The organism is Kitasatospora sp. NPDC088861 (assembly GCF_044750105.1).
GTDB lineage: Bacteria > Actinomycetota > Actinomycetes > Streptomycetales > Streptomycetaceae > Kitasatospora.
This window is the reverse complement of record NZ_JBIVJF010000001.1, coordinates 508,694-532,981: the sequence shown is the minus strand read 5'-3', so window position 1 is coordinate 532,981 and position 24,288 is coordinate 508,694. Positions and strand designations below refer to the sequence as shown.

The window sequence follows — 24,288 nt, the reverse complement described above, 5'->3', positions numbered from 1 at the left end:
GTCAGGTCCGGCCGGGCTCAGAGGCCCAGGTCGTCCAGGGTGTAGGCGGTCACGTACGGCAGGCCCTGCGCCTCGACCGCGGCCGCGCCGCCGCGCTCCACGATCACCGCGACGCCGACCACCTCGGCACCCGCCTCGCGCAGCGCCTCGACGGCGGTCAGCACCGAGCCACCGGTGGTGGAGGTGTCCTCGACCGCCAGCACCCGGCGGCCCTTGACCTCCGGGCCCTCGATCCGGCGCTGGAGGCCGTGCGCCTTGCCCGCCTTGCGGACCACGAAGGCGTCCAGCTCACGCCCGCGCGCGGCGGCGGCGTGCAGCATCGCGGCGGCCACCGGGTCGGCGCCCAGGGTCAGACCGCCGACGGCGTCGTACTCCAGGTGCGAGGTCGCGTCCAGCATCACCCGGCCGACCAGCGGGGCGGCCTGGCCGTCCAGCGTGATCCGGCGCAGGTCGACGTAGTAGTCGGCCTCCTTGCCGGAGGAAAGGGTGACCTTGCCGTGTACGACGGCCTTGTCCTTGATCTGTGCCAGCAGGGCGTCGCGGTCGTTGCTCATGAGCGTCCAGTCTAGGCCCTCTCCCGCCGGTCAGCGCCGACGCAAGGCCCTGACCAGCACCACGGCGCCACCCAGCAGCGCGACCCCGCCGCCGATCACCCACGGCACCGCGCTGCGGCCGCCCGAACCCGGCACCACGATCCCGCCGGCCTCGCCGCCCCAGCGGGACGCCGCCCGGGCCCGGGCACTACGGGCCGGCAGCGCCGGGGCGTACCGCCCGCGCGGCGGCGCGTGGTCCACCTCCTCGGCCGACCGGCCGACGATGCTGCGGCGCACCGGGCCGCCGCCCGCCGGCCCCTCCTCGTACTCGAAGAGCGGCTCGGCGGGGAGCTCCTCGGCGACGCCCTCCTCGGGCCCGTCCCCGTCGCCGCCGCCGGTGGGCAGGCCGAAGCGCTCGGCGTCGGCGTCGGAGAAGGCGATCAGGTCGGACAGGTCGTCGTCGAGGTCGTCGCCGGGCTGGTCCTGGTGCTCCTCGATGAACACCACGCCGGCGTCGGTCTCGGTCCCGCCCTCGGCCCCGGCCTCGCCACCGGTCTCCGTGTCGCTCTCGCCGTCGCCGTCGCCGTCGCTCTCGCTCTCCGGCTCGGCGTCCGGGGAGGCGAGCGCGGTGGCGAACCGGTCCAGCAGACGGCGGCCGGCGGCGTCGAGGGTCTCCTCGTCGAACTCGGTGAGCCGGCCAGTGGCGCTCAGGTCGCCGGTGAAGCGGACCACCGCGGTACCGTCCTCGGCGCCGTCCGCGACGCTGACCCGGACGGTGGCGGTCGCCTCGCCGCTGCCACGGGCCTCCTGGCCCTCGGCGAACACGGTCAGCACGCCCTCGCGCCCCTCGATCAGGGACAGCACGCCCCTGTACGTGATGGTGGAGCCGCCGATCCGCAGCTTCAGCCGGCCGCCGATCTCCTCCGCCGGCCCACCGCCGACCGCGGCCGGCTCGGTGCTCAGCCCCGGCACGCTACGGGCCAGCAGAGCCGGATCCTGCAAGGCCTGCCGCACCAACTCGGCGGGCATCGGGACGACAACCTCATGCTCCATGTCAGGGAGCCTACCGACCCAACCCCGCCCGGTCCCCACCCACCGCCACCCGACTTCCCCGGACCACCGGTGTCCAGCCCCGCGCCCCCGGCTCAGCGGGGGCCGAGCAGGGTGAGGGCGGCCGGGGGGTGGGCGGGGCGGAGGGCGGCGAGGCGGGTGGCGGAGCCGCGGAGGCCGTCGGGGGTGAGGGCGCGGGGCGGTGGGGCGTCGGGGGCGAGGGTGAGCGGGGGCCGGGCGGCGGCCGCGAGGAGGAAGGTCTGGGCGGCGCCCGGCGGGTCGGGGCGGCAGCTCGCGGTGGCGCTGCCCTGGACGGAGTACGGGACGGTCTGCAGTCCCGCCGTCCGCAGGCCGGACTCGATCGGCCAGAGGCCGTCCGGGTCGCCGCCGGCCCGGACGGCGACGCGGCCGCCGGGGGAGAGCAGCCGGGTGGCGAGGCCGTAGAACTCCTGGGAGTGGAAGGTGACCGGTCCGCCGTCGGCGGGCGCGGGCAGGTCGGCGAGCACCACGTCGTACGGTCCGTCGGTCGTGGCGGCGCCGCGCAGCCAGGCCATCGGGTCGGCGGCGGTGGCGTGGACGCGGGGGTCGTCGAGGGAGTGGTCGGTGAGGGCGGCGAGCCCGGGGTCGGTGCGGGCGAGCCGGGGGAGCGCGGGGTCGGCGTCGACGAGCCGGACGGAGCGGACGCCGCGGTGCCGGAGCACCTCGCGCAGGGCGAGGCCGTCGCCGCCGCCGAGGAGCAGGACGCGGGCGTCCGGGCCGGCGGCCATCGCCGGGTGGACCAGGGCCTCGTTGCCGCGGTACTCGTCCGGTCCGCAGACGGTGAGGCGGCCGTTCAGGTAGAGCCGGAGCGGGCCTTCGGTGGGGCCGGTGAGCACGATCTCCTGGGAGCGGCTGCGGGCGGCGAAGCGGACCTGCGCACCGTAGAGGGCGTGCCGGGCGGCGCGTTCGATGGCACCGGAGCCGGCGGCGGCCGCGGCGAGCAGGGCGAGGACGAGCGCGCAGCCGCCCCAGAGCAGGAGCCGTATCCGGGGGGCGGGTTCCTCGCGGAAGAGCCAGAGCACGACGGCGGCTCCGGCGACGGCGTTGACGGCGCCGGTGACGAGGGCGCCGTCGCCGGGCCCGAGGCCGGGGAGGATGAGGAAGGGGAAGGCGAGGCCGCCGATCAGCGCGCCCACGTAGTCGGCGGCGAAGAGGTCGGCGGCGGCGCGGCCGGCGTCCTCGCGCCGGATCCGCTGGATGAGGGTCATCAGGAGCGGGATCTCGGCGCCGATGAGGATGCCGATGAGGCAGGTGAGGCCGACCATGGCGGCCTGGTAGCGGCCGATCCAGGCCCAGCAGGAGTAGAGCGCGAGGACGGAGAGGCCGCCGGTGAGCGCGAGGGCGCATTCGACCAGGGCGAAGGCGGTGGCGGGCTGCCGGGTGAGGCGTTTGGCGAGGAGCGAGCCGAGGCCCATCGCGAACACCATGACGGAGAGCACGACGGAGGTTTGGGTGACCGAGTCCCCGAGCAGGTAGTCGCCGAGCGCCACGAGTTCGAGTTCGTAGACGAGTCCGCAGGCCGCGCAGACGAACGCGGCCAGCAGGACGGTGAGGCGGGCCAGCCGGGGGTGGGAGCGCAGCCGGGACCGACGGCGGGCGGGCAGGGGGGCGAGGCTCCGCCCGGGCCGAGGTGGGGCGCCGTCGTCGAGGTCCACTCGCGAGCGGGCGGGTGGACCGGCCGGATGGTTGATCACGAACAAACGCTAGGGGACGTTCGGGACGGATAGCTGCGCCCATTCGACGGACAGTGTGGGACGCCGGATTGACGAATCGTTCCTGCGTACGATTCATAGGCCATGGCGGGATCGGCGACCCTGCTCGGACGGCTGGCGGTCATGCCCCGGACACCACCAGCGAGGAGCGGGTGCAGACCAGCCGGCCCTCCTGCGGGTAGGCGTGCCAGGTCCGCCAGAGCAGCCGGTCGGCGCCGCCCTGGGTGACCAGCGCGGTGAAGGCGCTCGGGTCGCCCGGGAACACCCCGGCCAGGCCGCGCGGGTGGCCCTCGACCAGGGCCAGCAGTTCCTGCGCGCGGGCCGCGAAGTCGTGCGGGGGCAGCGCCTCGATCCGGGCCGCGAACTCGTACTCCCAGCCGCCGACCTGCTTGGCCACCCGGGCCGGCAGCGGGGTGCGGCGGCCGGGCAGGCAGGCGACGGTCTCCAGGCACTCGCCGGGGCCGGCGGCGATCACCACCTGGTGCGAAGCGCCGAGCAGTCGCAGCTGGAGGGTGCCGGACGCGGTGGGGTGGCCGCCTCCGTCGAGTCTCAGGTCGCGGACCGCGAGAGCGGGCAGCGGGTCGCCGCCCAGGCACCAGGCCAGGTCACCGGCGCGGGTGTCCGTGTAGGAGGTCTGCAGTGTGGTGAGCATGCTCGGCTCCGCGTTTCAGCTCCGTGCGCGCCCGCCGAGCAGCACCGAGTAGGCCTAGGCGATGGCGAGGCTGTTCGTGGCTGTGCGGCCCTGGGCGCGGCCGACCGTGGAAGGAGGGATTCCGGCTGGAGATTCAGCAGCAGAGAAGCATGAATACGCCGGGTCCGCCGGTGATTTACCCAACTTTGTCAAGCATTCACCGTTTCGAGCACACCTGCTTCCCGGCTCTGATCGACCCGGTGTGCGACTCTGCACAGCGCGCGCCCCTACGACCGGGTCGTGCGCCGTGCACGCTGGTAGTGCGCCGGGTGCACGCCTTGTGCGCCGCCGCCCTGCACGCACCGGGCGGGCAGGGCGGTCGGAGCGTTCCGTCGAGGCCGATGGAATTGCCTCACAGACATCATTCAATCGTCAACCAGACGTCAACCAACCATGACTGTCAGGCGAGTTGAGAAGAACTGGGCCCACTCGCCGGGCCATCATTGCTCCCCTCACGGCCGGGGGTCGATCGGCGCGAGCACCCCGAGCCGGTCCTCGACCGCCTGGGCCGCCTCCAGGCAGAGGTCCTCCCGGAACGCCCGCCCCACGAGCTGCACCCCGGTCGGCAGCCCGTCGGCCAGGCCGGTGGGCACCGCCACCGCGGGCAGCCCCGCGAAGCTGGTCACCTTGCACAGCCGCATCGCCGTGCGGACCAGCTCCCACCCGGCCGCGTCCCGGGACTCGATGCCCGGTTCGACCGGCGGTTCGGTGAACACCGGTCCGAGCAGCAGCGGGTACTCGTCCAGGAATTCGGCCCAGGAGCGGCGGATGCCCAGCCAGCTCCCCATCAGCTCCATGAGCTCGGCGGCGGTCGCGGGCGGGGTCCGGGCCATCGTCAGCTCGATGTAGCGGTCGCCGCCCGGGCCGAGCAGGGGGCGTACGGCGGGCCACTTGGGTGCGAACTCGGTCATGGTGATCCGGTCGCACACCTCCAGGGCCTCGTCGAGCCGCGGGACGTCCGCCACCTCGCGCACGTCGTACCCGGCGTCCCGCAGCGCCGCCGCCGCGCGTTCGACCGCGGCCCGGACCGTCGGGTGGACGCCGTGGCCGCCCGGATCGGCCACCACCGCGACCTTCACCGGCCCGGGCAGCGGCTCGCCGTAGCGCGGCACGGGCAGGGCGCGCGGGTCGCGCGGATCGGGGCCGGCCAGCACCTCGTAGGCCAGCCGGAGGTCGGCGACGCTCCGGGCGAGCGGGCCGTCGGCGACCAGCCACTGGGAGGCCGGCCCCGGGTCCTGCGGCCCGAACGCGCGGTGGTCGGCGGGGAACCGGCCGTTGGACGGGTTCAGCCCGGCGACCCCGCAGAACGCGGCCGGGACGCGGACGGACGCGCCGGAGTCGTTGCCGAGCCCGAGCGCGGCCAGGCCGGTCGCGACGGCCGCGCCGTCGCCGCCGCTGCTCCCGCCCGGGGTGCGGCTGCGGTCCCACGGGTTGGCGGTGTCGCCGTAGAGCTCGCTGCGGGTGTGCATCCCGGCCAGGATCATGGTGGGCATGTTGCTGTGCCCGATCGGCACGGCCCCGGCCGCGCGCAGCCGGGCGACCGGGGGAGCGTCGGCCCGCGCCACCAGGTCGCGGAAGCGCGGCACCCCGAAGGTGGTGGCCACGCCCTCGATGGCGGTGGTCTCCTTCACGGTGAACGGCACGCCCGCCAGCGGGCCGGGGTCCTCGCCCGCGGCCAGGCGCCGGTCGAGTTCCCGGGCCTGCATCCGGGCGCGCTCCGCCAGGACCTGGGTGACGGCGTTCACCTGCGGGTTCACCGCGCTGATCCGCTCCAGGTGGCTGTCGAGCAGTTCGACGGCCGAGACCTCTTTGCCGCGTACCGCCGCCGCCTGCGCGGTGGCCGTCAGTCGCCACAGGGCGTCCTGCATGACGTACTCCCCTCCTCGTTCCGATGCGCTCGTATCGGTACCGTAGCCTGGGAACCGATACGAGTGCATCGAATAAACCGGAGGGGGAGCCCGTGCCCAGACAGGTGGACCACGACGGCCGGCGTCGGCGGATCGCCGAGGCCGTCTGCCGGCTCGCCGACGAACGAGGCCTGGAAGGGGTGACCCTGCGCGACGTGGCCGACCGCGCGCAGGTGTCGACCGGCGCCGTCCAGCGCTGCTTCCGCACCAAGGACGAGATGCTCCGCTTCGCCCTCGGCTACGTCGGTGAGCGGATCACCGCCCGGGTCCGGGCGTACCCCGCCGACGACCCGGCGCCCTCGCCCGCCGCCCTCCTGGCACACGCGGCCGCCGAGGCGGCGCTGCTCGGCGACGGACAGCGCTCCCAGGCGCGGGTCTGGCTGGCCTTCGTCGCGCAGGCCGCCGTCGACGAGCGGCTGGCGGGCCCGCTGAACGCCGACTACGCGGCCCTGGAGGGCCTGTTCGCCCGGCTGATCGCCGAGGCGTCGCCGGCGGCCGGGCCGGACGCCGCCCGGGAGGCGAAGACGCTGCTGGCCCTTGCCGACGGGCTCACCACGCACGTCCTCGTCGGCCGCCTCACCGCACCCGAGGCCCGGGCGATCCTGAACGCCCACCTGTCCGGCCTCGGGCGGCGGCCGGGCGACGGCTCAGAGGCGCTGGAGCCGTGACACCGCTTCCTCCAGCACGGAGTCCTGCTTGCAGAAGGTGAAGCGGACCAGGCTGCGGCCGGCCTCGGTGTTGTCGTAGAAGACGGCGTTCGGGATGGCGACGACGCCGCAGCGCTCCGGCAGGGCGCGGCAGAACTCGATGCCGTCCTTCTCGCCGAGCGGGGTGATGTCGGTGGTGATGAAGTACGTGCCCTCGGGGGTGAACACCCGGAAGCCGGCCGCGGTGAGCCCGTCGACCAGCAGGTCGCGCTTGCGGAGCAGGTCGGCGCGGAAGCCGTCGAAGTAGCTGTCGGGCAGCCGCAGCGCCTCGGCGACGGCGTACTGGAAGGGGCCGGCGCTGACGTAGGTGAGGTACTGCTTGGCCGTGCGGACGGCCGTGACCAGGGCCGGGTTCGCGGTGACCCAGCCGACCTTCCAGCCGGTGAAGGAGAAGGTCTTGCCGGCGGAGGAGATGGAGACGGTGCGCTCGCGCATGCCGGGCAGGGCGGCGATCGGGTGGTGGGTGGCGCCGAAGACGAGGTGCTCGTAGACCTCGTCGGTGACGACCAGCAGGTCGTGCTCGACGGCGAGGGCGGCGATGGCGGCCAGCTCGTCGGCGGTGAGCACGGTGCCGGTCGGGTTGTGCGGGGTGTTGATCAGCAGCAGGCGGGTGCGCGGGGTGATCAGGGTGCGCAGTTCGTCCAGGTCGGGGCGGAAGTCCGGGGCGCGCAGGGTGAGCGGGCGGCGGGTGGCGCCGGCCATCGCGATGCAGGCGGCGTAGGAGTCGTAGAAGGGTTCGAGGGCGATCACCTCGTCACCCGGCTCCAGCAGGGCGAGCAGGGTGGCGGCGATGGCCTCGGTGGCGCCGGCGGTGACCAGCACCTCGGTGTCCGGGTCGTAGCCGAGTCCGTGGAAGCGCTGCTGGTGCTCGGCGATGGCCTGCCGCAGCTCGGGGATGCCGGGGCCGGGCGGGTACTGGTTGCCGCGCCCGTTCAGCACGGCGTCGGCAGCGGCCCGGGCCACCGAGGCCGGGCCGTCGGTGTCGGGGAAGCCCTGGCCGAGGTTGATCGATCCGGTGGCCGTGGCCAGGGCGGACATCTCGGCGAAGATGGTCGTCCCCATGCCGGCCAGTCGGCGGTTCAGCAGCGGCCTGTTGCCCATCGGTGGCTCCTCACGCGTCGTCGTCGGCCCCATCCTGGGTCAGCCGGGGGCCGGGGACAAGGACGGCCCGACCACCTGGGGCCAAGTGGTCGGGCCGTGCGCTCGCGGGGCGGGCAGGGTCACGCCTCGTTGGTGCCCTCGGGGGTCTCGCCGTCCTCGCCCTCGATCTCGTTCTGCAGGCCGAGGCGCTCGACGATCCACTGCTCGAAGCCGACGGCGGCCTGGGTCCAGTTGGCGGTGGTGGTGACGAAGTAGTCCAGGTTGACCCCGGTGCCGACGATCATCTGGGCCTCGCCGATCAGGCGGACCACGCCGTCCTCGTGGGTGTGGGTGTAGACCTTGGGCCAGAGGGTCTCGCGGTTCCACTCGTCGATGAGGTCGAGGATCTCGCCCTTCTTCTCCAGCGGGTACGCGCGGTCGTAGAAGGCGCGCACCGCGAAGAGCTCCTTCTGCTCACCGCGGAACATGTAGTAGACGCGGAAGCCCTCCCAGGGAGCGGTGAGGTCGCCCTCCTCGTCCACGACGTGCTTGAGCTGCATCTGGTCCAGCAGCTGGGCCACCAGGCCCTGGTCCGGGACGATGATCGGCGGCGGGCCGGCCGGCCGCCCCTGGTCGCCGGGCTGGCCGCCGCCCTGGGGTGCGCCGAACGACGGGATGGACGACGGGTCGATGCTCATGGGGTCCTCTTCCTCAGTGCACGTGGTGGCCGGCAATGAGAGGCCGCCCTTTCCACTTCCCATCCTGCCTCATCCGGGGCCTGCCTCACAGGGGCACCCGGCCACGCGTCGATCTTCGTCCGGGGCGCTCCGACGCCCGCCGCGAGCGGTGATGGTGACGGAGCGTGTCCGGTTGGAGGGCCGTCGCTGCCGGGGCTCCGGCGGGGTGCGGCGGGGTGCGGCCGTAGTCGAGTGGGCCGTCAACTGTGCTGTGCGGCAATGGTGTTGCCCGAGCCGTCCGCGCTGTCGTGCGGGCGGCCCGGGCTGGTGGTGCTACTTCTCCAGCGGTCCGCGGCTGCGGACGGTGAGGCGGTCGCCCTCCTCGTCCCGCTCGACCAGGACGGTGTCCCCGTCGTGCACCTGGCCGGACAGGATGGCCCGGGCCAACTGGTCGCCGATCGCGGACTGGACCAGCCGGCGCAGCGGGCGGGCGCCGTACGCCGGGTCGTAGCCGGTGAGGGCCAGCCAGTCGCGGGCGGCCTCGGAGACGTCCAGGGTGAGCCGCCGCTCGCGCAGCCGGTCGCCGAGGCGGGCCACCTGGAGGTCGACGATCCGGCTCAGCTCGGCGGTGCCCAGCGGGTCGAAGACCACGATGTCGTCCAGCCGGTTGAGGAACTCGGGCTTGAACGCGGCCCGGACGGAGTCCAGCACCAGGGCCTTCTTCCGGTCCTCCGGGGTGGCCGGGTCGACCAGGAACTGGGAGCCCAGGTTGGAGGTGAGGATCAGGATCGCGTTGCGGAAGTCCACCGTGCGGCCCTGGCCGTCGGTGAGCCGGCCGTCGTCCAGCACCTGGAGCAGGACGTCGAAGACCTCCGGGTGGGCCTTCTCCACCTCGTCCAGCAGCACCACGCTGTACGGGCGGCGGCGGACCGCCTCGGTGAGCTGGCCGCCCTCCTCGTAGCCGATGTACCCGGGCGGGGCGCCGACCAGGCGGGAGACGGAGTGCTTCTCGCCGTACTCGCTCATGTCGATCCGGACCATGGCCCGCTCGTCGTCGAAGAGGAAGTCGGCCAGGGCCTTGGCGAGTTCGGTCTTGCCGACGCCGGTCGGGCCGAGGAAGAGGAACGAGCCGGTCGGGCGGTCCGGGTCGGCGATGCCGGAACGGGTGCGGCGCACCGCGTCCGAGACCGCCCGCACGGCCTCCGCCTGGCCGATCAGGCGCTGGCCCAACTCCTCCTCCATGCGCAGGAGTTTGGCGCTCTCGCCCTCCAGCAGGCGGCCGGCCGGGATGCCCGTCCAGGAGGCGACCACGTCGGCCACGTCGTCCGGGCCGACCTCCTCCTTCACCATCGAGGCGGAGGCGTCCTGGTCGGCCGCCCGCTCCTGGGCTTCGGTGAGCTCCGTCTCGGCGGCCGGGATCTCCGCGTACATCAGCTTCGACGCCCGCTCGAAGTCCCCGTCACGCTGGGCCCGTTCGAGCGCGCCGTGCAGGTCGTCCAGCCGCTCCTTGAGCTCGCCGACCCGGTTGAGGCTCTTCTTCTCCTGCTCCCAGCGCGCGGTCAGGGCGCTCAACTGCTCGTTCTTGTCGGCGAGATCGCGCCGCAGCCGGGCCAGCCGGTCGATCGAGGCGGCGTCCGACTCCTTCTCCAGGGCCAGCTCCTCCATCCTCAACCGGTCGACGGAGCGCTGGAGTTCGTCGATCTCGACCGGTGATGAGTCGATCTCCATCCGCAGCCGGGAGGCCGCCTCGTCGACCAGGTCGATCGCCTTGTCGGGCAGGAAGCGGGAGGTGATGTAGCGGTTGGACAGGGTGGCCGCGGCGACCAGCGCGGCGTCCGCGATCTGCACCTTGTGGTGCGCCTCGTAGCGGCCCTTGAGGCCGCGCAGGATGGCGATCGAGTCCTCCACGCTGGGCTCGCCGACCAGCACCTGCTGGAAGCGGCGCTCCAGGGCCGGGTCCTTCTCGATCCGCTCGCGGTACTCGTCCAGCGTGGTGGCGCCGACCATCCGCAGCTCGCCGCGGGCCAGCATCGGCTTGAGCATGTTGCCGGCGTCCATCGCGGAGTCGCCGCCGGCGCCCGCGCCGACCATGGTGTGCAGCTCGTCGATGAAGGTGACGACCTGGCCGTTGCTCTGCTTGATGTCGTTCAGGACGGCCTTCAGCCGCTCCTCGAACTCGCCGCGGTACTTGGCGCCCGCGACCATCGCGCTGAGGTCCAGCGCGACCAGCCGCTTGCCGCGCAGCGACTCCGGCACGTCGCCGGCGACGATGCGCTGGGCCAGGCCCTCGACCACCGCGGTCTTGCCGACGCCCGGCTCGCCGATCAGCACCGGGTTGTTCTTGGTCCGGCGGGAGAGTACCTGGACGACCCGGCGGATCTCCTGGTCCCGGCCGATCACCGGGTCGAGCTTGCCGTCCCGGGCGGCCTGGGTCAGGTCGGTGCCGTACTTCTCCAGCGCCTTGTAGGTGCCCTCCGGATCCGGAGAGGTCACCCGGCCGCTGCCGCGCACGTCCTTGAACGCGGCGAGCAGGTCCTTCGCCGTCGCGCCCTGCCGCGCCAGCAGTTCGGCGACCGGCCCGCCCTCGGCGGCCAGGCCGACCATCAGGTGCTCGGTGGAGACGTACTGGTCGTCCAGGTCGTCGGCGCGCTTGCCGGCCTCGGTGAGCACCGCGAGGGTGTCCCGGGAGAGCTGCGGCGCGGCGACCGTCGAGCCCATCGCGCTGGGCAGGGCGGCCAGCTGGCGGCGGGCCTCGGCGTCGATCCGGGTGACGTCCGCCCCGACCGCCTCCAGCAGCGGCCGGGCGATGCCCTCGGGCTGCTCCAGCAGGGCGATCAGGATGTGCACCGGCTTGACGTCCGGGTTCCCGGCCGCGCCCGCCTGCCGGATCGCGGCGGACAGGGCGTCCTGCGTCTTGGTGGTGAACTTGCTGGCGTCCACTGCTGGGGGGTCCTCCCTCGTCGTCCTTCAACGCTGCTACGTACAGCATGCACTAAGTTGAGTCTATTCCGCTCAAGTTCTTACGCCCGTTCCGCGCGTTCCACCCGTTCCACCCGTTCCACCCGTTCCACCCGTTCCGCCCGGGGCGGCCGCTGCGCGCGGGGCGTCCGGCGGGTCAGCCCCAGCAGTTCCCGGGCCGGCCCGCTCGGCCGCTGCCCGGCCGGCCACACCGCGCGCAGCGGCCGTCGCAGGTCCAGCCCCTCGGCCAGCGGCACGGCCACCAGCCGCCGGACGGCCAACTCCTCCATCACCGCTAGCTCGCTCAGGCAGACCGGCCCGGCCCCGGTCATCGCCGCCGCCTTCAGCGCGGTGGACGAGGCCAGCTCCAGCCGGGGCCGCACCGTGCCCCCGTACGGCGCCAGCGCCATCTCCAGCACCTCCCGGGTGCCCGAGCCCGACTCGCGCAGCACCAGCGGGGTGGCGGCCAGCTCCGGCCCGGTCAGCGGCGCCCGGCGGCGCGCCCACGGGTGGCCGGGCGCCACCACGACCACCAGCCGGTCCGCCGCCACCACCGCGCCGGCCAGCCCGGGCGGGGTGGACGGGCCCTCGACGAAGCCGAGGTCGGCGTCCCCGGCCAGCACGTGCCCGGCGACCTCCGCCGAGTTCGCCGTCCGCAGCGTCACCGCCGTGCCCGGACTGGCCTCGGCCAGGGCCAGCAGCCAGCCCGGCATCAGGTACTCGGCGACGGTCAGGCTGGCCACCACCCGCAGCTTGGCGTCCCGCCGCTCGCGCAGCGCGTCGATCCCGGCGTCCAGCGCCTGCGCCGCCTCCACCACGTGCCCGGCCCACTCGACCACCAGCCGACCCGCCTCGGTCGGCCGGCTGCCCCGGGGCGAGCGCTCCAGCAGCGGGACGCCGATCTGCCGCTCCATGCCCTTGATCCGCGCGCTGGCGGTCGGCTGGCTCACGCCCAGTTCGGCCGCGGCCCGCCCGACGCTGCCCAGCCGGGCCACCGCGAGCAGCAGTTCCAGGGCGCCGAGCTCGGGGACGCGGGGGGAGAGGGCCATAGGTCCAGGCTATGTCCTCATAGAACCCGGGGCGCTACCGGAGCCCGGCGCGGGGCGGCACGGTGGAACCATGTCCACCCTGGCCGATGCCCGCCCGCTCACCCGCCCCTCCCGTTCCTCCCGCCCCTCCCGTTCCTCGCTGGGTACCCGCCTCGACCTCGCCCAGCTCGGCCCCAACTGGTACGCCGCCGTCATGGGCACCGCGATCCTGGGCAACGGCGCGGCCGTCCTGCCGCTCCGGCTGCCCGGGCTGATCGGCTTCGGCGAGGTGATGTGGGCGCTCGGACTCGCGGCCCTGCTGGTGCTGGGCGCGGCCCGGCTGGTCCACCTCACCCGGCACCGCGAGGCCGCCCGCACCCAGCTGCTGGACAACCCGGCCACCGCCGTCTTCTACGGCTGCCCGCCGATGGCCCTGCTCTCGGTCGGCCTCGGCACCCTGCTGCTCGGCTCCCGGGTGATCGGCACCGGCCCCGCGGTCGCCGTCGACGCCGTGCTGTGGGGCGTCGGCACCCTGTACGCGCTGGCCGTCGCCGGCGGCATCCCGTACCTGATGATCACCCGGCACCCGGTTTCCGCCCTGGAAGCCAACCCGACCTGGCTGCTGCCGGTGGTCGCCCCGCTGGTCGCCTCCGCCACCGGCCCGGCCCTCGTCCCGCACCTGCCGGCCGGGCTGCCGCAGCAGGCCATGCTGTACGCCTGCTGGGCCCTCTTCGGGATCGGCCTGCTGGCCACCCTGGTGCTGCTGCCGGTGGTCTTCACCGGGCTGTTCCACAGCAAGCTGCCCACCCTGGTGCTCACCCCCTCGCTGTTCCTGGTGCTCGGCCCGCTCGGCCAGTCCGTCACCGCCGTCCACCAACTCGCCGACGCCGCCCGCCCGGTGCTGCCCGCGCTGGCCCCCGCCATGCTCCCCTTCGCGGAGCTGTACGGCGTCGCGGTGCTCGGCGTCGCGATGCTCTGGCTGGCCGTCGCGCTCACCGCCAACCTGCGCGCCCGCCGGGCCGGCATGCCGTTCGCGATGACCTGGTGGGCGTACACCTTCCCGATCGGCACCTGCGTCACCGGCGCCTCCGCGCTCGCCCGGCACACCGGGTTCGGCGGCTTCACCGCGATCGCCGCCGGGCTCTACCTGCTGCTGGCCACCGCCTGGGTGCTCGCCGCCGGCGGGACCGCCGCCGGGCTCGCCCGGGGACGCCTGCTGGGGCGTGCCTGACTCCTCCCGCGGCACGCCGCCGTTGCAGGAACCCGCACCCGCGGCCCGACCGCGCACGGCCGACCGACCGTACGGGCGGTGACCACCCGGGCACCGCGCTGGCCTCGGCCTTTACCGGAACCCGGCCCGCCGCTCGACCCCTCCCGCCGTACCCGTCGTGCAGATAGCTGCAATTGCGCGAACCTGCACTCGGGCGACACTTGTTCACCGGCCGTCACGCTGTGAGGGTGGAGTCACGCCAGGCCGTCCGGGCACCGCAGCCCGATGGTGGCGACTTGCTCTTCGGAACTGACCACGGGTGCAACGTCCCGCACGCGTGAAACGGGGGGGAAGAGCGCCGGCCGGGGCGCCATGTGTGGTGATGGCCCCCGGAACCGGAGCCGTCGAGGCGTTGCTGCTCCGCCTCGACGGAAGCGCCTGGGCACGGGCGTGGCGACGTCGGCCCCCAGGACACCCCGGAGTGCGACGGCACCCGGGCCCCGGGGGCCGACGTCGAGCCCGGTACCGTGACCGCCGAGCCCCGCGCCCGACGGCGCGGGCGCGGCGACGAGGGAGAAGCATCCGGCAGGGAGTGTGCGACGTGACGGCGGAACCGGCGGTCGCGCCGCAGCACGGGCAGCCACCGGGCGAGGAACCCGACGAGGCCGCCCGGCAGCTGTACCTGGCGATCCTCGCCCGGGGCGGCCGCATCCCGTTCACCGACACCCAGGACACCGGCCAGGCCGCGCTCCAGCAGCTCGTCGACCTCGGCCTGCTCATCGCCAACCCGATGGACCACTGCTACACCGCCGTCAGCCCGCGCTCCGTCACCGACCGCCTGGGCGCCGAACTCCGCAGCGAGGCGACCAGGCTGCTGGTCCGCGCGGAGAACCTCCCGGGCGCCCTCGACGGCCTCACCCGCGCCTACGACGCGATGCCCCGGCCCTCCGGCCGGGCCGGCGGCGCCGTCCACGTCGAGGGCCACGTCCACATCCGCCAGCGGATCTCCCAGCTCGCCTCCGACTGCCGCTCCGAAGTCCTCGCCGCCCAACCCGGCCACCGCCCCGCTGGCACCCTGCAAGTCGCCCTCCTCCAGGACCTCCACCTGCTCCAGCGCGGCTGCTCCCTGCGCACCATCTACCAGCCCGTCGCCCTCGCCGACCCGCCCGCCCTCGCCTACGTCGAAGAGGTCACCCAGCACGGCTCCCTCATCCGTGTCCTCGACGAGCCGTTCCAGCGGCTGCTCGTCTTCGACCGCACCGTCGCCGTGATCTCCGCCAACGACGACAACAGCACCGCCGCCTTCATCACCGACCCGGCCGCCATCACCTTCCTGGTCGGCGCCTTCGAACGCGACTGGGCCCGCGCCGAAACCGCCGAAACCTCCGCCGCCCTCGGCCCCACCCGCACCATCCCCGACCGGGTCGGCCGGCTCCTCGCCCGAGGCCTCACCCAGCGCGCCGTCGCCACCCGCCTCGGCCTCAGCGAACGCACCGTCGCGGCCCACATCTCCCGCCTCCGCGACCGCCACGGCGCCCAGACCCTCTTCCAACTCGGCTGGCTGATGAGAGGCGCCCGCGATGACCGATGAACCCGGCCCCGCCGAGCGGGCCCCAGCCGACCGGCCCGCCCCGCGCCCGCACCCTCTTCCCCCTCGGCGGGCGGCTCCGGGGGGATCCCCATGACCGACCCGTCGACCTCCCCCCTGCCCGACGACGCCGCCCGGGCGCTGTACCTCGCCGTCGTCGGCAACGGCGGCATCCTCCGGGCGGCCGACCTGACTCCGGGTGACGAACCGGTCCTGGGGCGGTTGCTCGACCTCGGACTGGTCGTCCCGAGGGTCGAGGACGCGGCCTACGCCGCGGTGAACCCGCGTGTCGTCATCGGCCGGATCGGGTCCGAACTGCGTTCCGTGGGTGGCGAACTGCTGGCCAGGGCGGACGAAGCGCCCGAGCGGTTCGCCGAGTTGGCGCAGGCCTTCGACGTCACGCCGCGCCACCCCGAGTGCTCCGTCGATGTCACGTACGTGCACGGCTTCGAACAGATCCGCCTGCGCCTGGCCCAACTCGACGCCGAGTGCTCGCAGGAGATGCTGTCCGCCCAGCCCGGCGGTGCCCGGCCCGTCGAGGGGCTCCCGGACGCCCTCGACCGGATGCGGCGGCTCGCCGAGCGCGGCGGCACCGTCCGGGGCATCTACGAGCCGGCGGCGGCCGCAGACCCGGCGACCGCCGCCTTCGCCGCCGCGTCCGCCGAGATCGGCTGCCGGTACCGGGTGCTGGGCGAGCCGTTCCGGCGGGTCCTGATCTACGACCGGAAGGTGGCCGTCATCCCCGCCGCGTCCGACAACAGCCGCGCGGCCTTCGTCGAGGACCCGGTGGTGGTCGACTTCATGGCCGACGCCTTCGAACGCGACTGGCAGCGCGCCGCCCGGGTCCGCTGGTCCCGTGGCCCGGAAGCCACCGAACCAGCCGATTCCCTGCCCGACCAGGTCGGCCGTTTCCTCGCCCAGGGCCTCACCCAGCGCGCCATCGCCACCCGCCTCGGCCTGAGCGAACGCACGGTGGCCGGCCACATCGCCCGGCTGCGCGAACTGTACGACGCCGAGACGCTCTTCCAACTCGGCTGGCAGCTCCGGTCGGCGGCCGACGCCGCCCGTCGGCGGGTGCCGTGATGCACAGGCGCGGCGCCGAGCGGCCCGACCAGGCCGCACACGACCTGTACCTGCGCATCCTCCGGCGCGGCGGCTGGATCGACCGGGCCGAGGTGGCCGACGCCGACCGACCGGCCCTGGAACACCTGCTCGCGCTCGGGCTGCTGCTCGCCCGGCCCGAATCCGACGTCTGCACCGCCGTCAACCCGCGGACGGTCGGCGACCGGATCAGTGCCGAGCTCCGGGCCGAAGGCACCCGGCTGCTCGTCCAGGCCGCCCAACTCCCGCAGGCCCTCGACGACCTGACCAAGGCCTACGACACGGCCCCGCGCCCGACCGACCGCGCCGGTACGGTGCATCACGTCCAGGGCCTCGGCGCGGTCATCCGGCGGTTCACCGAGGTGGAGGCGGCCTGTCGCCAGGAGATCCTCGTCGCCCAGCCCGGCCGGCCCCGCCACGCCCACCAGTTGGAGGAGGCCCTGGAACGGATCGGCCGGTTCTGCGGCCGGGGCGGCCGGATCCGGGTGATCTACGCACCCGGCGCCGTCCGGGACCAGGCGACCGCCGACCACACCGCCCGCGGCACCGAACTGGGCGCCCGCTTCCGGGTCCTGGCCGAGCCGTTCCGCCACCTGCACATCTTCGACCGCCGGATCGCCGTGCTCCAGTCCGCCGACGACCTCCGGAGCGCGACCTTCATCGAGGATCCGGCGACCGTCGACCATTTCCTGGCCGTGTTCGAACGGGACTGGGCCCGCTCGGGCCGCCTCCTCTGGAGCGCCGACCAGGCGTCCGCTCCCGAGTCGACGGCCCACGAGCAGGTCGGCCGGCTCCTCGCCCAGGGCCTCACCCAGCGCGCCATCGCCGGCCGCCTCGGCCTCAGCGAGCGGACGGTGGCCGGCCACATCGCCCGGCTGCGCGAACTGCACGACGCGGAGACGCTGTTCCAGCTGGGCTGGCAGCTGCGGGGCGCCCGGACGGGGGAGCCCGATGGGTGAGCGCTGTTCAGCCGGTGGCGGCGCTGGTCGGCCAGTAGCCGGCCCGGCCGACGACGGGGGGCTGCTGCCGGGGGACGTTGAACTGCTCACCGGGGGCGGTCCAGAAGCCCTCGCGCAGGGACAGCGCCATGCCGGCCCAGTCGAGCGCGGTCTCCACGGTGTGGTTGAGGGCCTCCTGCGACCAGGTGTCGTCGAAGACCAGCGGCAGGACGGGGGCGACCTGCTCGATGGTGGCGATCAGCGGGTTGTGCGTGATGGCCTCGTCGACGAGGAGGACGATCGGCTTCCGCAGCGCCGACGCCCACCCCAGCTCCAGGCTCACCCCGGCCGACAGCGGCGCCCCGACGTAGGCGAACACGAGGTCCGCGGACTGCAGGGCCCGGAAGTCGGACGGCACCCGGGGCTCCGGCGCCTGCCCGGCGACGGTCCAGGCATCACTGTGGTGCGCGCTGTACACGGCGGCACCGCTGCGGAGCAGGGTGGTACGGAGCGTCGTCAGCCGCGTCCGGCTGGCGAGCGTCACCACACTGTCCGCGGGCCCGGTCAGCCGCATCAGCGGCGCGGCCAGGAACACACGCGCACGCCGGCCCTCGGGGGTCTGTCCGGCGTGCTCTCGCAGGTAGGGCTCACTCATTGTCGACTCCGGGGATAGGTGCCAACCAGGCCGATCGCCCCGTTGGGTGGTGACTATCGGAATGCTGCTGTGCATTCGTTGTGGTCGAAACGAACTAGTCATGGACATGTTGTTTGTGGTGTCCCCGTCTTCCCCCTCCCGCGAGAGGGGTTGGGGAGTGCACTGATCGTCTCTGTCGACCGTCGCCACCGTCCACAGAGCCGTGGTGTCATCTCGATGCCTGGCAGAGAGATGACGCACTGGGGTAGCAGGCCCCCTGGCTTCCGGCATGGGCTTGCGGCATTATGTGGCAGGTTGTTCGAAACAATGGCTGGGTACCCGCGTCAAGTCTTAAACAAAGAGAGGGGGCACCATGTCTCGGATACGCCGGGTGGTGCGGTTTGTCCTGGTTCCAGTCGTTGTGGGTCTGGCGCTTTTCATCAGCAGCGGTTCGAGTCCGGCCGACGACACGATCTGGAACATCGGGGTTTCCCACGATGCGGCAGCGCCGAAGACCATGGCGCTGGCCAATGACACGATCTGGAACTGAGACCGCCGCGACGCTTGGTCAGTGATAGCTGTCGGAGTCGGTCGGAACGCTGTTCCTGGCCAATGCGTACCCGAGTTGGAAGAGCGACTCGACATTGTGCTCGTCGCGCATCTCGGCCAGGTGCCGCGCGAGCGTCCTTTCACTGATGCCGAGTCTGCGGGCGATCACCCGGTGGTTCACGCCTTCGAGCATGAGGTCGATGATCGTCTGCCGCATCCCGGAGACCACCTGCTGCGGAACGGCGCGCGCGCCGTCGAAGTCCAGCGCCCGGCTCCAGTTCCGCTCGAAGATCTCGCTGATCAGGTAGCTGATGACGGCCCGATCGTGCACGAAGGCAGCCAGATTGAGGTCCTCGGCGATGGGGATGACCGCGATTCGGCGATCGATGACGATCAATCGCGTGTAGGGCTCCTCCAGCGTCCGGAACCGCCCGCCGGCCTTGGTTATCGTGGCCACGTATTCCCTGGTGGGAGCGTGGTACCGGGTGCTCGGGTGGTAGATCGTCCTGAGCGTGATGCCCAGGCGGAGGGCTTCGAGGTCGCGGGTGAGGATGCCGGTGAGCGCCTCCGACGGGCGCGGCCCGCCGGGTTGGGCGGCGAGGATCTCCTCCGAGGCGCTGGCGACGATCTGCTGCACCCGCTGGTTGATCAGCACCTTCCCCCGCACGTACTCGATCGCGCCGCCGGCCTGCTCCGGTGAGTGGTAGGCGGCCGTCAGGTCGTGGAGATCGGTGGCGAGGGCCGACGCGCGGGTGAGCAGGTCGAGCGCCTGGCGCTGCCAGGTCACGGAGAGGCTCTCGGACAGCTGCTGGGGGTCGACCGCGACGAGGACACCGGGCTCGTCGGTGTCGGCGACCAGAAGGCCTATGGCCACCAACTCCTCCTGGGCCCCGCCCGCCCTGGCGAGGTCGGAGTCCTTCGGAAGCCGTCCGTTCTCGCGGATGACCGCCAGATACAACTCCCGCGCTTCTTTCGAGAGGACGGAGGGCCCAATCGCGGCGGTACTGGGCTGTTCTCGTCCACTCATCTGCGGGCTCCTTGCCGTGGCCGTGTCTGCACTACCTGCCGGGCACCAATACCGGAATCGCAGTGCAGCATGCCAGATCGGGTGGCATCGGTGAGGGCGGCCAGATTTGTTCGACAGCACTCTCTCACCACGATCAAGCCGCCGGCACCCCCCGGGTGGAGGGGAGCCGGCGGCCGGAGGTGTTCAGCCAAGTCTCAGCGTTTGGGGCGCCAGACGACCAGGGCGCTGGACTGGGTGGGGGGCTGGTAGGGGACGAGGTCGCGGCGGTAGGAGGCGTGGACGGCGGCCTCGCGCTGCTGGAGGGCGCTGGTGGCGCCTTCGAGGGAGTCGACCAGTTCGCCGATGCGGGACTGGAGCGCGGTGACCTGGTTCTCCAGCTCGATGATCCGCTTGATGCCGGCCAGGTTGATGCCCTCGTCCTGGGAGAGCCGCTGGACCTCGCGCAGCTGCTGGATGTCGCGCGCGGAGTAGCGGCGGCCCCGGCCGGCGGTGCGGTCGGGGCTGACCAGACCGAGGCGGTCGTACTGGCGGAGGGTCTGCGGGTGCAGGCCGGAGAGCTCGGCGGCGACGGAGATGACGTACACCGGGGTGTCCTCGGTGAGGACGTACTGCGGCGGGGCGGTGGGCCGCCGGGTGCGGCGGCCGTCGCCGGGCAGGCCGGAGCCGATGCCGGGCAGGCCTTCACCGATGCCGGGGCCGATGGGGCTGTCGGGGATCATCTGGTCGTCACGCTCCCTTCGCCGCCCGGAACAGGGCGGCTCGTGGGTCGTCGGAGGCGGTGGCCTCGCGGTACTGCTCCAGGGCGTTCAGCGCGTCCCCGGTGACGTGCCGCGGCACCACGACCTCGACGGTGACGAGGAGGTCGCCGCGGGTGCCGTCCTTGCGGGTGGCACCCTTGCCGCGGGCGCGCATGGTGAGGCCGTTGGCGCTGCCGGGGGGCAGCTTCAGCTTCACGGCCGGCCCGTTCAGCGTGGGCACCTCGATGGTGGCGCCGAGGGTGGCCTCGGGGAAGGTGACGGGGACGGTGACGGTGAGGTTGTCCCCCTTGCGCCCGAAGACGGGGTGCGGGCCGACGTGCACGGTGACGTAGAGGTCGCCGGGCTGTCCGCCGCGTTCGCCCTGGGCGCCCTTGCCCTTGAGCCGGATGCGCTGGGCGTCCTGGACGCCGGCCGGGATGCGGACCTGCATGGTGTGGGCGGAGCTGGCCCGGCCGCTGCCGTGGCAGTCGACGCACGGGTCGTCGACGATCATGCCGCGCCCGCGGCAGTCCTTGCACGGCTCGGAGAGCGCGAACGCGCCCTGGCCGCGGCTGACGGTGCCGGCGCCGACGCAGGTCGGGCAGACCCGCGGGGTGGTGCCGGACTTGGCGCCGGTGCCGTTGCAGCTGCGGCAGGGGGCCTGGCTGGTCATCCGCAGCGGGACGGTCGCACCGTCGACGGCCTCGTCGAAGGCGAGGGTCACCTCGGTCTCGACGTCGGCGCCGCGCCGGGGCTGGGCCTGCCGGCCGCCGCCGCGGTTGAAGAGCCCGCCGAAGACGTCGCCGAGCCCGCCGCTGCCGGTGTTCTGGCTGCCGCTGAAGAGGTCGCCGAAGTCGAAGTTGTAGCTGCCGTTGCCCTGGCCGGGTCCGCCGGCCCGGAAGCCGCCGTTGGCGAAGAGGCTGCGGGCCTCGTCGTACTCCTTGCGGCGCTTCTCGTCGGACAGGACGTCGTAGGCCTCGGAGATGTCCTTGAAGCGTTCCTCGGCCTTGACGTCACCCTTGTTGGCGTCCGGGTGGAACTCGCGCGCGAGCTTGCGGTAGGTCTTCTTGATCTCGGCGGCGGTGGCGTCCTTGGGCACGCCGAGGACCTTGTAGTAGTCCTTCTCCACGTAGTCCTTGCCACTCATGCGTCCACCTCGCTCCGCTCGGCAGCCGCTCCGCGCAACACGCGCCTTTCAACGATTCGTTTTTCAACGATTCGCTCGCTGCGCTTGCTCATAGCTGCCGCCACCTCCCGATGTCCATCGTCGCTGCGCTGTCAACAGCCGCTTCACCGGGCGCTGTTGACAGCGCGCTGCGGAGCCGGCCGCCGTACTGGCCGGCGTACGACTCCGCAGCGCACTGGTTGTCAGCTGTCACAGGTTGTCAGCTGTCCGAACCACCGTCGGACTTGTCCGCGTCCCCGGACTTCGCCTCGCCGTCGGGCGCGGCCGTGGTCTGGGTGCCCGGCTGGGGCTCCGCGACGGCGACCATGGCGGGGCGGATGATCCGCTCGCCGATGCGGTAGCCGGGCTGGAGGATCTGCACGCAGGTGTCCTCGGTGACGTCCGAGGAGTAGCTGTGCATCAGCGCCTCGTGCATGGTCGGGTCGAAGGGCTCGCCCTCCTTGCCGAACTGCTGGAGGCCCAGCTTGGCGACGACCGTCTCCAGGGACTCGGCGACGGACTTGAAGCCGCCGGTGACCTCGCCGTGCTCGCGGGCGCGGCCGATGTCGTCGAGCACCGGGATCAGGGACTCCAGGATGTTGGAGACCGCGATCTCGCGGACCGTCAGCCGGTCGCGCTCGACCCGCTTGCGGTAGTTCTGGTACTCGGCCTGCAGGCGCTGCAGGTCGGCGGTGCGCTCGGCCGACTCCCGCTTGGCAGTGGCGAGTTCGTCGGAGCCCGCACCGGAGCCGGAGTCGGCGGCGCCGGCTGCGGCGGCCTCCTCGGCGGCCTTGATCACAGCCTCGTCGGCGGCGGAGTCGTCGCCGGGCTTGCCGCCCTGCGGCTTGTCCGTCATGCCGCACCGCCCTTGGGCTTCTCGTCGTCCACGATCTCGGCGTCGACGACGTCGTCGTCCTTGGCCTGGGTGGACTCGCCGGCCGGGGCGGCGGCGTCGGCGTTGGCGTACAGCGCCTGGCCGAGCTTCTGCGCGGTGGTGGAGACCTTCTCCGAGGCTTCGCGGATCTTCGCGATGTCCTCGCCCTTCAGGGCCTCCTTGAGCTCGCCGATGGCGGTCTCGACCTCGGCCTTGACGTCGGCGGGGAGCTTGTCGGTGTTGTCGGCGATGAACTTCTCGGTCGAGTAGACGAGCTGCTCGGCGGAGTTGCGGGTCTCGACGGACTCGCGGCGCTTGTGGTCCTCCTCCGCGTACTGCTCGGCCTCGCGCATCATGCGCTCGATGTCGTCCTTCGGCAGCGCGGAGCCGCCGGTGACGGTCATCTTCTGCTCCTTGCCGGTGCCGAGGTCCTTCGCGCCGACGTGCATGATGCCGTTGGCATCGATGTCGAAGGTGACCTCGATCTGCGGCAGGCCGCGCGGCGCCGGCGGCAGGCCGGTCAGCTCGAACATGCCCAGCTTCTTGTTGTACGCCGCGATCTCGCGCTCGCCCTGGTAGACCTGGATCTGCACGGACGGCTGGTTGTCCTCGGCCGTGGTGAAGATCTCGGAGCGCTTGGTCGGGATCGTGGTGTTGCGCTCGATCAGCTTGGTCATGATGCCGCCCTTGGTCTCGATGCCGAGGGACAGCGGGGTGACGTCGAGCAGCAGGACGTCCTTGACCTCGCCCTTGAGGACACCGGCCTGGAGCGCGGCGCCGATGGCGACGACCTCGTCCGGGTTGACGCCCTTGTTGGCGTCCTTGCCGCCGGTCAGCTCGCGGACGAGCTCGGCGACGGCGGGCATGCGGGTCGAGCCGCCGACCAGGACGACGTGGTCGATCTCGGAGAGCGAGATGCCGGCGTCCTTGATCACGTTGTGGAACGGGACCTTGCAGCGCTCCAGCAGGTCGGAGGTGAGCTGCTGGAACTGGGCGCGGGTGAGCTTCTCGTCCAGGTGCAGCGGGCCCTCGGCGGAGGCCGTGATGTAGGGCAGGTTGATCGAGGTCTCGGAGGACGAGGACAGCTCGATCTTGGCCTTCTCGGCGGCCTCGCGCAGACGCTGCAGGGCCATCTTGTCCTTGGACAGGTCGACGCCGTGGCCGGCCTGGAAGACCTTGACCAGGTGGTCGACGACCTTCTGGTCCCAGTCGTCACCACCGAGGTGGTTGTCACCGTTGGTGGCCTTCACCTCGACGACCCCGTCGCCGATCTCCAGCAGGGAGACGTCGAAGGTGCCGCCGCCGAGGTCGAAGACCAGGATGGTCTGGTCGTCCTTGTCGAGGCCGTAGGCCAGGGCGGCCGCGGTCGGCTCGTTGACGATGCGCAGGACGTTGAGGCCCGCGATCTCACCGGCCTCCTTGGTGGCCTGGCGCTCGGAGTCGGAGAAGTACGCCGGAACGGTGATGACGGCGTCGGTGACGGTCTCACCCAGGTAGGCCTCGGCGTCCCGCTTCAGCTTCTGCAGCACGAAGGCGCTGATCTGCTGCGGGTTGAAGTCCTTGCCGTCCAGGTTGATCTTCCACCCGGTGCCCATGTGGCGCTTGACCGAGCGAATGGTGCGATCGACGTTGGTGACCGCCTGACGCTTGGCCACCTCGCCGACCAGGACCTCGCCGTTCTTCGCGAAAGCGACGACGGACGGCGTGGTCCGCGCGCCCTCGGCGTTCGTGATGACGGTGGGCTCGCCACCCTCCAGAACGCTGACGACCGAGTTCGTCGTACCGAGGTCGATGCCGACCGCGCGTGCCATCGTAAATACCTCCACGGAAGAGTTGAGCTTTACAGGCTCAAGGATGCATGACCGGATGGGTGTCGTCAACAGGGATGAGTCGCTGCCGCTCAACTTTGCTGAGCGGTCTCCTTCCCGCGGCCGCAGCGACTTCCCGTGGCCTTGGTCGTGGCCGTGGTCGCCGGCCGCGGCGCGTGTGGCGCCACGTGACTGCCGCCATAGCTTGGGAACCTTCTGGAGGACTGGTGGTGGGCGGTAATGTCCGGGCCGTCGGCCCGGAAAGTTACCGGCGA

21 protein-coding genes are annotated in these 24,288 nt (G+C 72.9%); 6 read left to right on the top strand and 15 right to left on the bottom strand.

Annotated features, from left to right (window positions below; all coding sequences use genetic code 11):
• Window positions 1–17: 17 nt before the first annotated feature.
• From pyrE to ACIP37_RS02280, 5 genes are all read right to left on the bottom strand, one after another.
• On the bottom strand, window positions 18–554 hold the full coding sequence (pyrE, locus tag ACIP37_RS02300; protein WP_280673778.1) for an orotate phosphoribosyltransferase: 537 nt from the start codon (window positions 552–554) through the stop codon (window positions 18–20).
• A 30-nt stretch (window positions 555–584) separates the two neighbouring features.
• Window positions 585–1,586, bottom strand: a complete 1,002-nt coding sequence (locus ACIP37_RS02295) for an SRPBCC family protein (RefSeq protein ID WP_400804211.1) — start codon at window positions 1,584–1,586, stop codon at window positions 585–587.
• A gap of 92 nt (window positions 1,587–1,678) precedes the next feature.
• Window positions 1,679–3,316 carry a polyamine aminopropyltransferase gene (locus ACIP37_RS02290; RefSeq protein ID WP_400804208.1) on the bottom strand — a complete coding sequence of 546 codons (1,638 nt, stop codon included), beginning with the start codon at window positions 3,314–3,316 and terminating at the stop codon, window positions 1,679–1,681.
• 139 nt (window positions 3,317–3,455) lie between these two features.
• Entirely contained in the window at window positions 3,456–3,986 is a 531-nt protein-coding gene (locus ACIP37_RS02285) for a DUF2617 family protein (RefSeq protein ID WP_363579821.1), read from the bottom strand.
• Window positions 3,987–4,477: 491 nt separating this feature from the next.
• A complete protein-coding gene (locus ACIP37_RS02280; protein ID WP_363627878.1) occupies window positions 4,478–5,893 on the bottom strand; it encodes an amidase in 1,416 nt (471 codons plus the stop codon).
• A gap of 92 nt (window positions 5,894–5,985) precedes the next feature.
• Between ACIP37_RS02280 and ACIP37_RS02275 the strand changes: the two genes are divergently transcribed.
• Window positions 5,986–6,600, top strand: a complete 615-nt coding sequence (locus ACIP37_RS02275) for a TetR family transcriptional regulator C-terminal domain-containing protein (RefSeq protein ID WP_363579819.1) — start codon at window positions 5,986–5,988, stop codon at window positions 6,598–6,600.
• Here ACIP37_RS02275 and ACIP37_RS02270 read toward each other — a convergent pair.
• The 4 genes from ACIP37_RS02270 to ACIP37_RS02255 all read right to left on the bottom strand — a co-directional run bounded on the left by ACIP37_RS02270 (window position 6,580) and on the right by ACIP37_RS02255 (window position 12,403).
• The gene (locus ACIP37_RS02270; protein ID WP_400804203.1) at window positions 6,580–7,740 is read right to left on the bottom strand and encodes a pyridoxal phosphate-dependent aminotransferase; all 1,161 of its coding nucleotides are present in this window, start codon (window positions 7,738–7,740) and stop codon (window positions 6,580–6,582) included. The two genes, ACIP37_RS02275 and ACIP37_RS02270, sit on opposite strands and share 21 nt — an antisense overlap.
• A 119-nt stretch (window positions 7,741–7,859) precedes the next feature.
• On the bottom strand, window positions 7,860–8,417 hold the full coding sequence (locus tag ACIP37_RS02265; protein ID WP_363627875.1) for a YbjN domain-containing protein: 558 nt from the start codon (window positions 8,415–8,417) through the stop codon (window positions 7,860–7,862).
• A 312-nt stretch (window positions 8,418–8,729) separates the two neighbouring features.
• Complete coding sequence (gene clpB, locus ACIP37_RS02260; protein ID WP_363627874.1) at window positions 8,730–11,336, bottom strand: ATP-dependent chaperone ClpB; 2,607 nt, start codon at window positions 11,334–11,336, stop codon at window positions 8,730–8,732.
• Between the two features lie 80 nt (window positions 11,337–11,416).
• Entirely contained in the window at window positions 11,417–12,403 is a 987-nt protein-coding gene (locus ACIP37_RS02255; protein ID WP_400843158.1) for a LysR family transcriptional regulator, read from the bottom strand.
• A 70-nt stretch (window positions 12,404–12,473) separates the two neighbouring features.
• Between ACIP37_RS02255 and ACIP37_RS02250 the strand changes: the two genes are divergently transcribed.
• The 4 genes from ACIP37_RS02250 (at window position 12,474) to ACIP37_RS02235 (ending at window position 17,240) form a co-directional block, all read left to right on the top strand.
• Window positions 12,474–13,613: a TDT family transporter gene (locus tag ACIP37_RS02250; protein WP_400804196.1), complete on the top strand. Its 1,140-nt coding sequence runs from the start codon at window positions 12,474–12,476 to the stop codon at window positions 13,611–13,613.
• A 580-nt stretch (window positions 13,614–14,193) separates the two neighbouring features.
• Window positions 14,194–15,183, top strand: a complete 990-nt coding sequence (locus tag ACIP37_RS02245; protein WP_363579813.1) for a LuxR C-terminal-related transcriptional regulator — start codon at window positions 14,194–14,196, stop codon at window positions 15,181–15,183.
• A gap of 90 nt (window positions 15,184–15,273) precedes the next feature.
• On the top strand, window positions 15,274–16,263 hold the full coding sequence (locus ACIP37_RS02240; protein ID WP_400804193.1) for a LuxR C-terminal-related transcriptional regulator: 990 nt from the start codon (window positions 15,274–15,276) through the stop codon (window positions 16,261–16,263).
• On the top strand, window positions 16,263–17,240 hold the full coding sequence (locus tag ACIP37_RS02235; RefSeq protein WP_400804190.1) for a LuxR C-terminal-related transcriptional regulator: 978 nt from the start codon (window positions 16,263–16,265) through the stop codon (window positions 17,238–17,240). Before ACIP37_RS02240 ends, ACIP37_RS02235 begins: the two co-directional genes overlap by 1 nt.
• A gap of 7 nt (window positions 17,241–17,247) precedes the next feature.
• Here ACIP37_RS02235 and ACIP37_RS02230 read toward each other — a convergent pair whose 3' ends face one another.
• Window positions 17,248–17,874 (bottom strand): hypothetical protein, encoded by a 627-nt coding sequence (locus tag ACIP37_RS02230; RefSeq protein WP_063348539.1) that lies wholly within the window; start codon window positions 17,872–17,874, stop codon window positions 17,248–17,250.
• A 352-nt stretch (window positions 17,875–18,226) separates the two neighbouring features.
• Here ACIP37_RS02230 and ACIP37_RS02225 point away from each other — a divergent pair, with 352 nt between their 5' ends.
• Window positions 18,227–18,403 carry a hypothetical protein gene (locus ACIP37_RS02225; RefSeq protein ID WP_363579810.1) on the top strand — a complete coding sequence of 59 codons (177 nt, stop codon included), beginning with the start codon at window positions 18,227–18,229 and terminating at the stop codon, window positions 18,401–18,403.
• A gap of 18 nt (window positions 18,404–18,421) precedes the next feature.
• Here ACIP37_RS02225 and ACIP37_RS02220 read toward each other — a convergent pair whose 3' ends face one another.
• The 5 genes from ACIP37_RS02220 to dnaK form a co-directional block, all read right to left on the bottom strand.
• Window positions 18,422–19,360 carry a hypothetical protein gene (locus ACIP37_RS02220; RefSeq protein ID WP_400843155.1) on the bottom strand — a complete coding sequence of 313 codons (939 nt, stop codon included), beginning with the start codon at window positions 19,358–19,360 and terminating at the stop codon, window positions 18,422–18,424.
• A gap of 263 nt (window positions 19,361–19,623) precedes the next feature.
• Entirely contained in the window at window positions 19,624–20,148 is a 525-nt protein-coding gene (locus ACIP37_RS02215) for a heat shock protein transcriptional repressor HspR (RefSeq protein ID WP_363579808.1), read from the bottom strand.
• 7 nt (window positions 20,149–20,155) lie between these two features.
• Entirely contained in the window at window positions 20,156–21,313 is a 1,158-nt protein-coding gene (gene dnaJ / locus ACIP37_RS02210; protein ID WP_363579807.1) for a molecular chaperone DnaJ, read from the bottom strand.
• 238 nt (window positions 21,314–21,551) lie between these two features.
• Window positions 21,552–22,187, bottom strand: a complete 636-nt coding sequence (gene grpE / locus ACIP37_RS02205; RefSeq protein ID WP_063348542.1) for a nucleotide exchange factor GrpE — start codon at window positions 22,185–22,187, stop codon at window positions 21,552–21,554.
• On the bottom strand, window positions 22,184–24,016 hold the full coding sequence (gene dnaK, locus ACIP37_RS02200) for a molecular chaperone DnaK (protein ID WP_350876573.1): 1,833 nt from the start codon (window positions 24,014–24,016) through the stop codon (window positions 22,184–22,186). The genes grpE and dnaK overlap by 4 nt, the downstream gene beginning before the upstream one ends.
• Window positions 24,017–24,288: the final 272 nt, after the last annotated feature.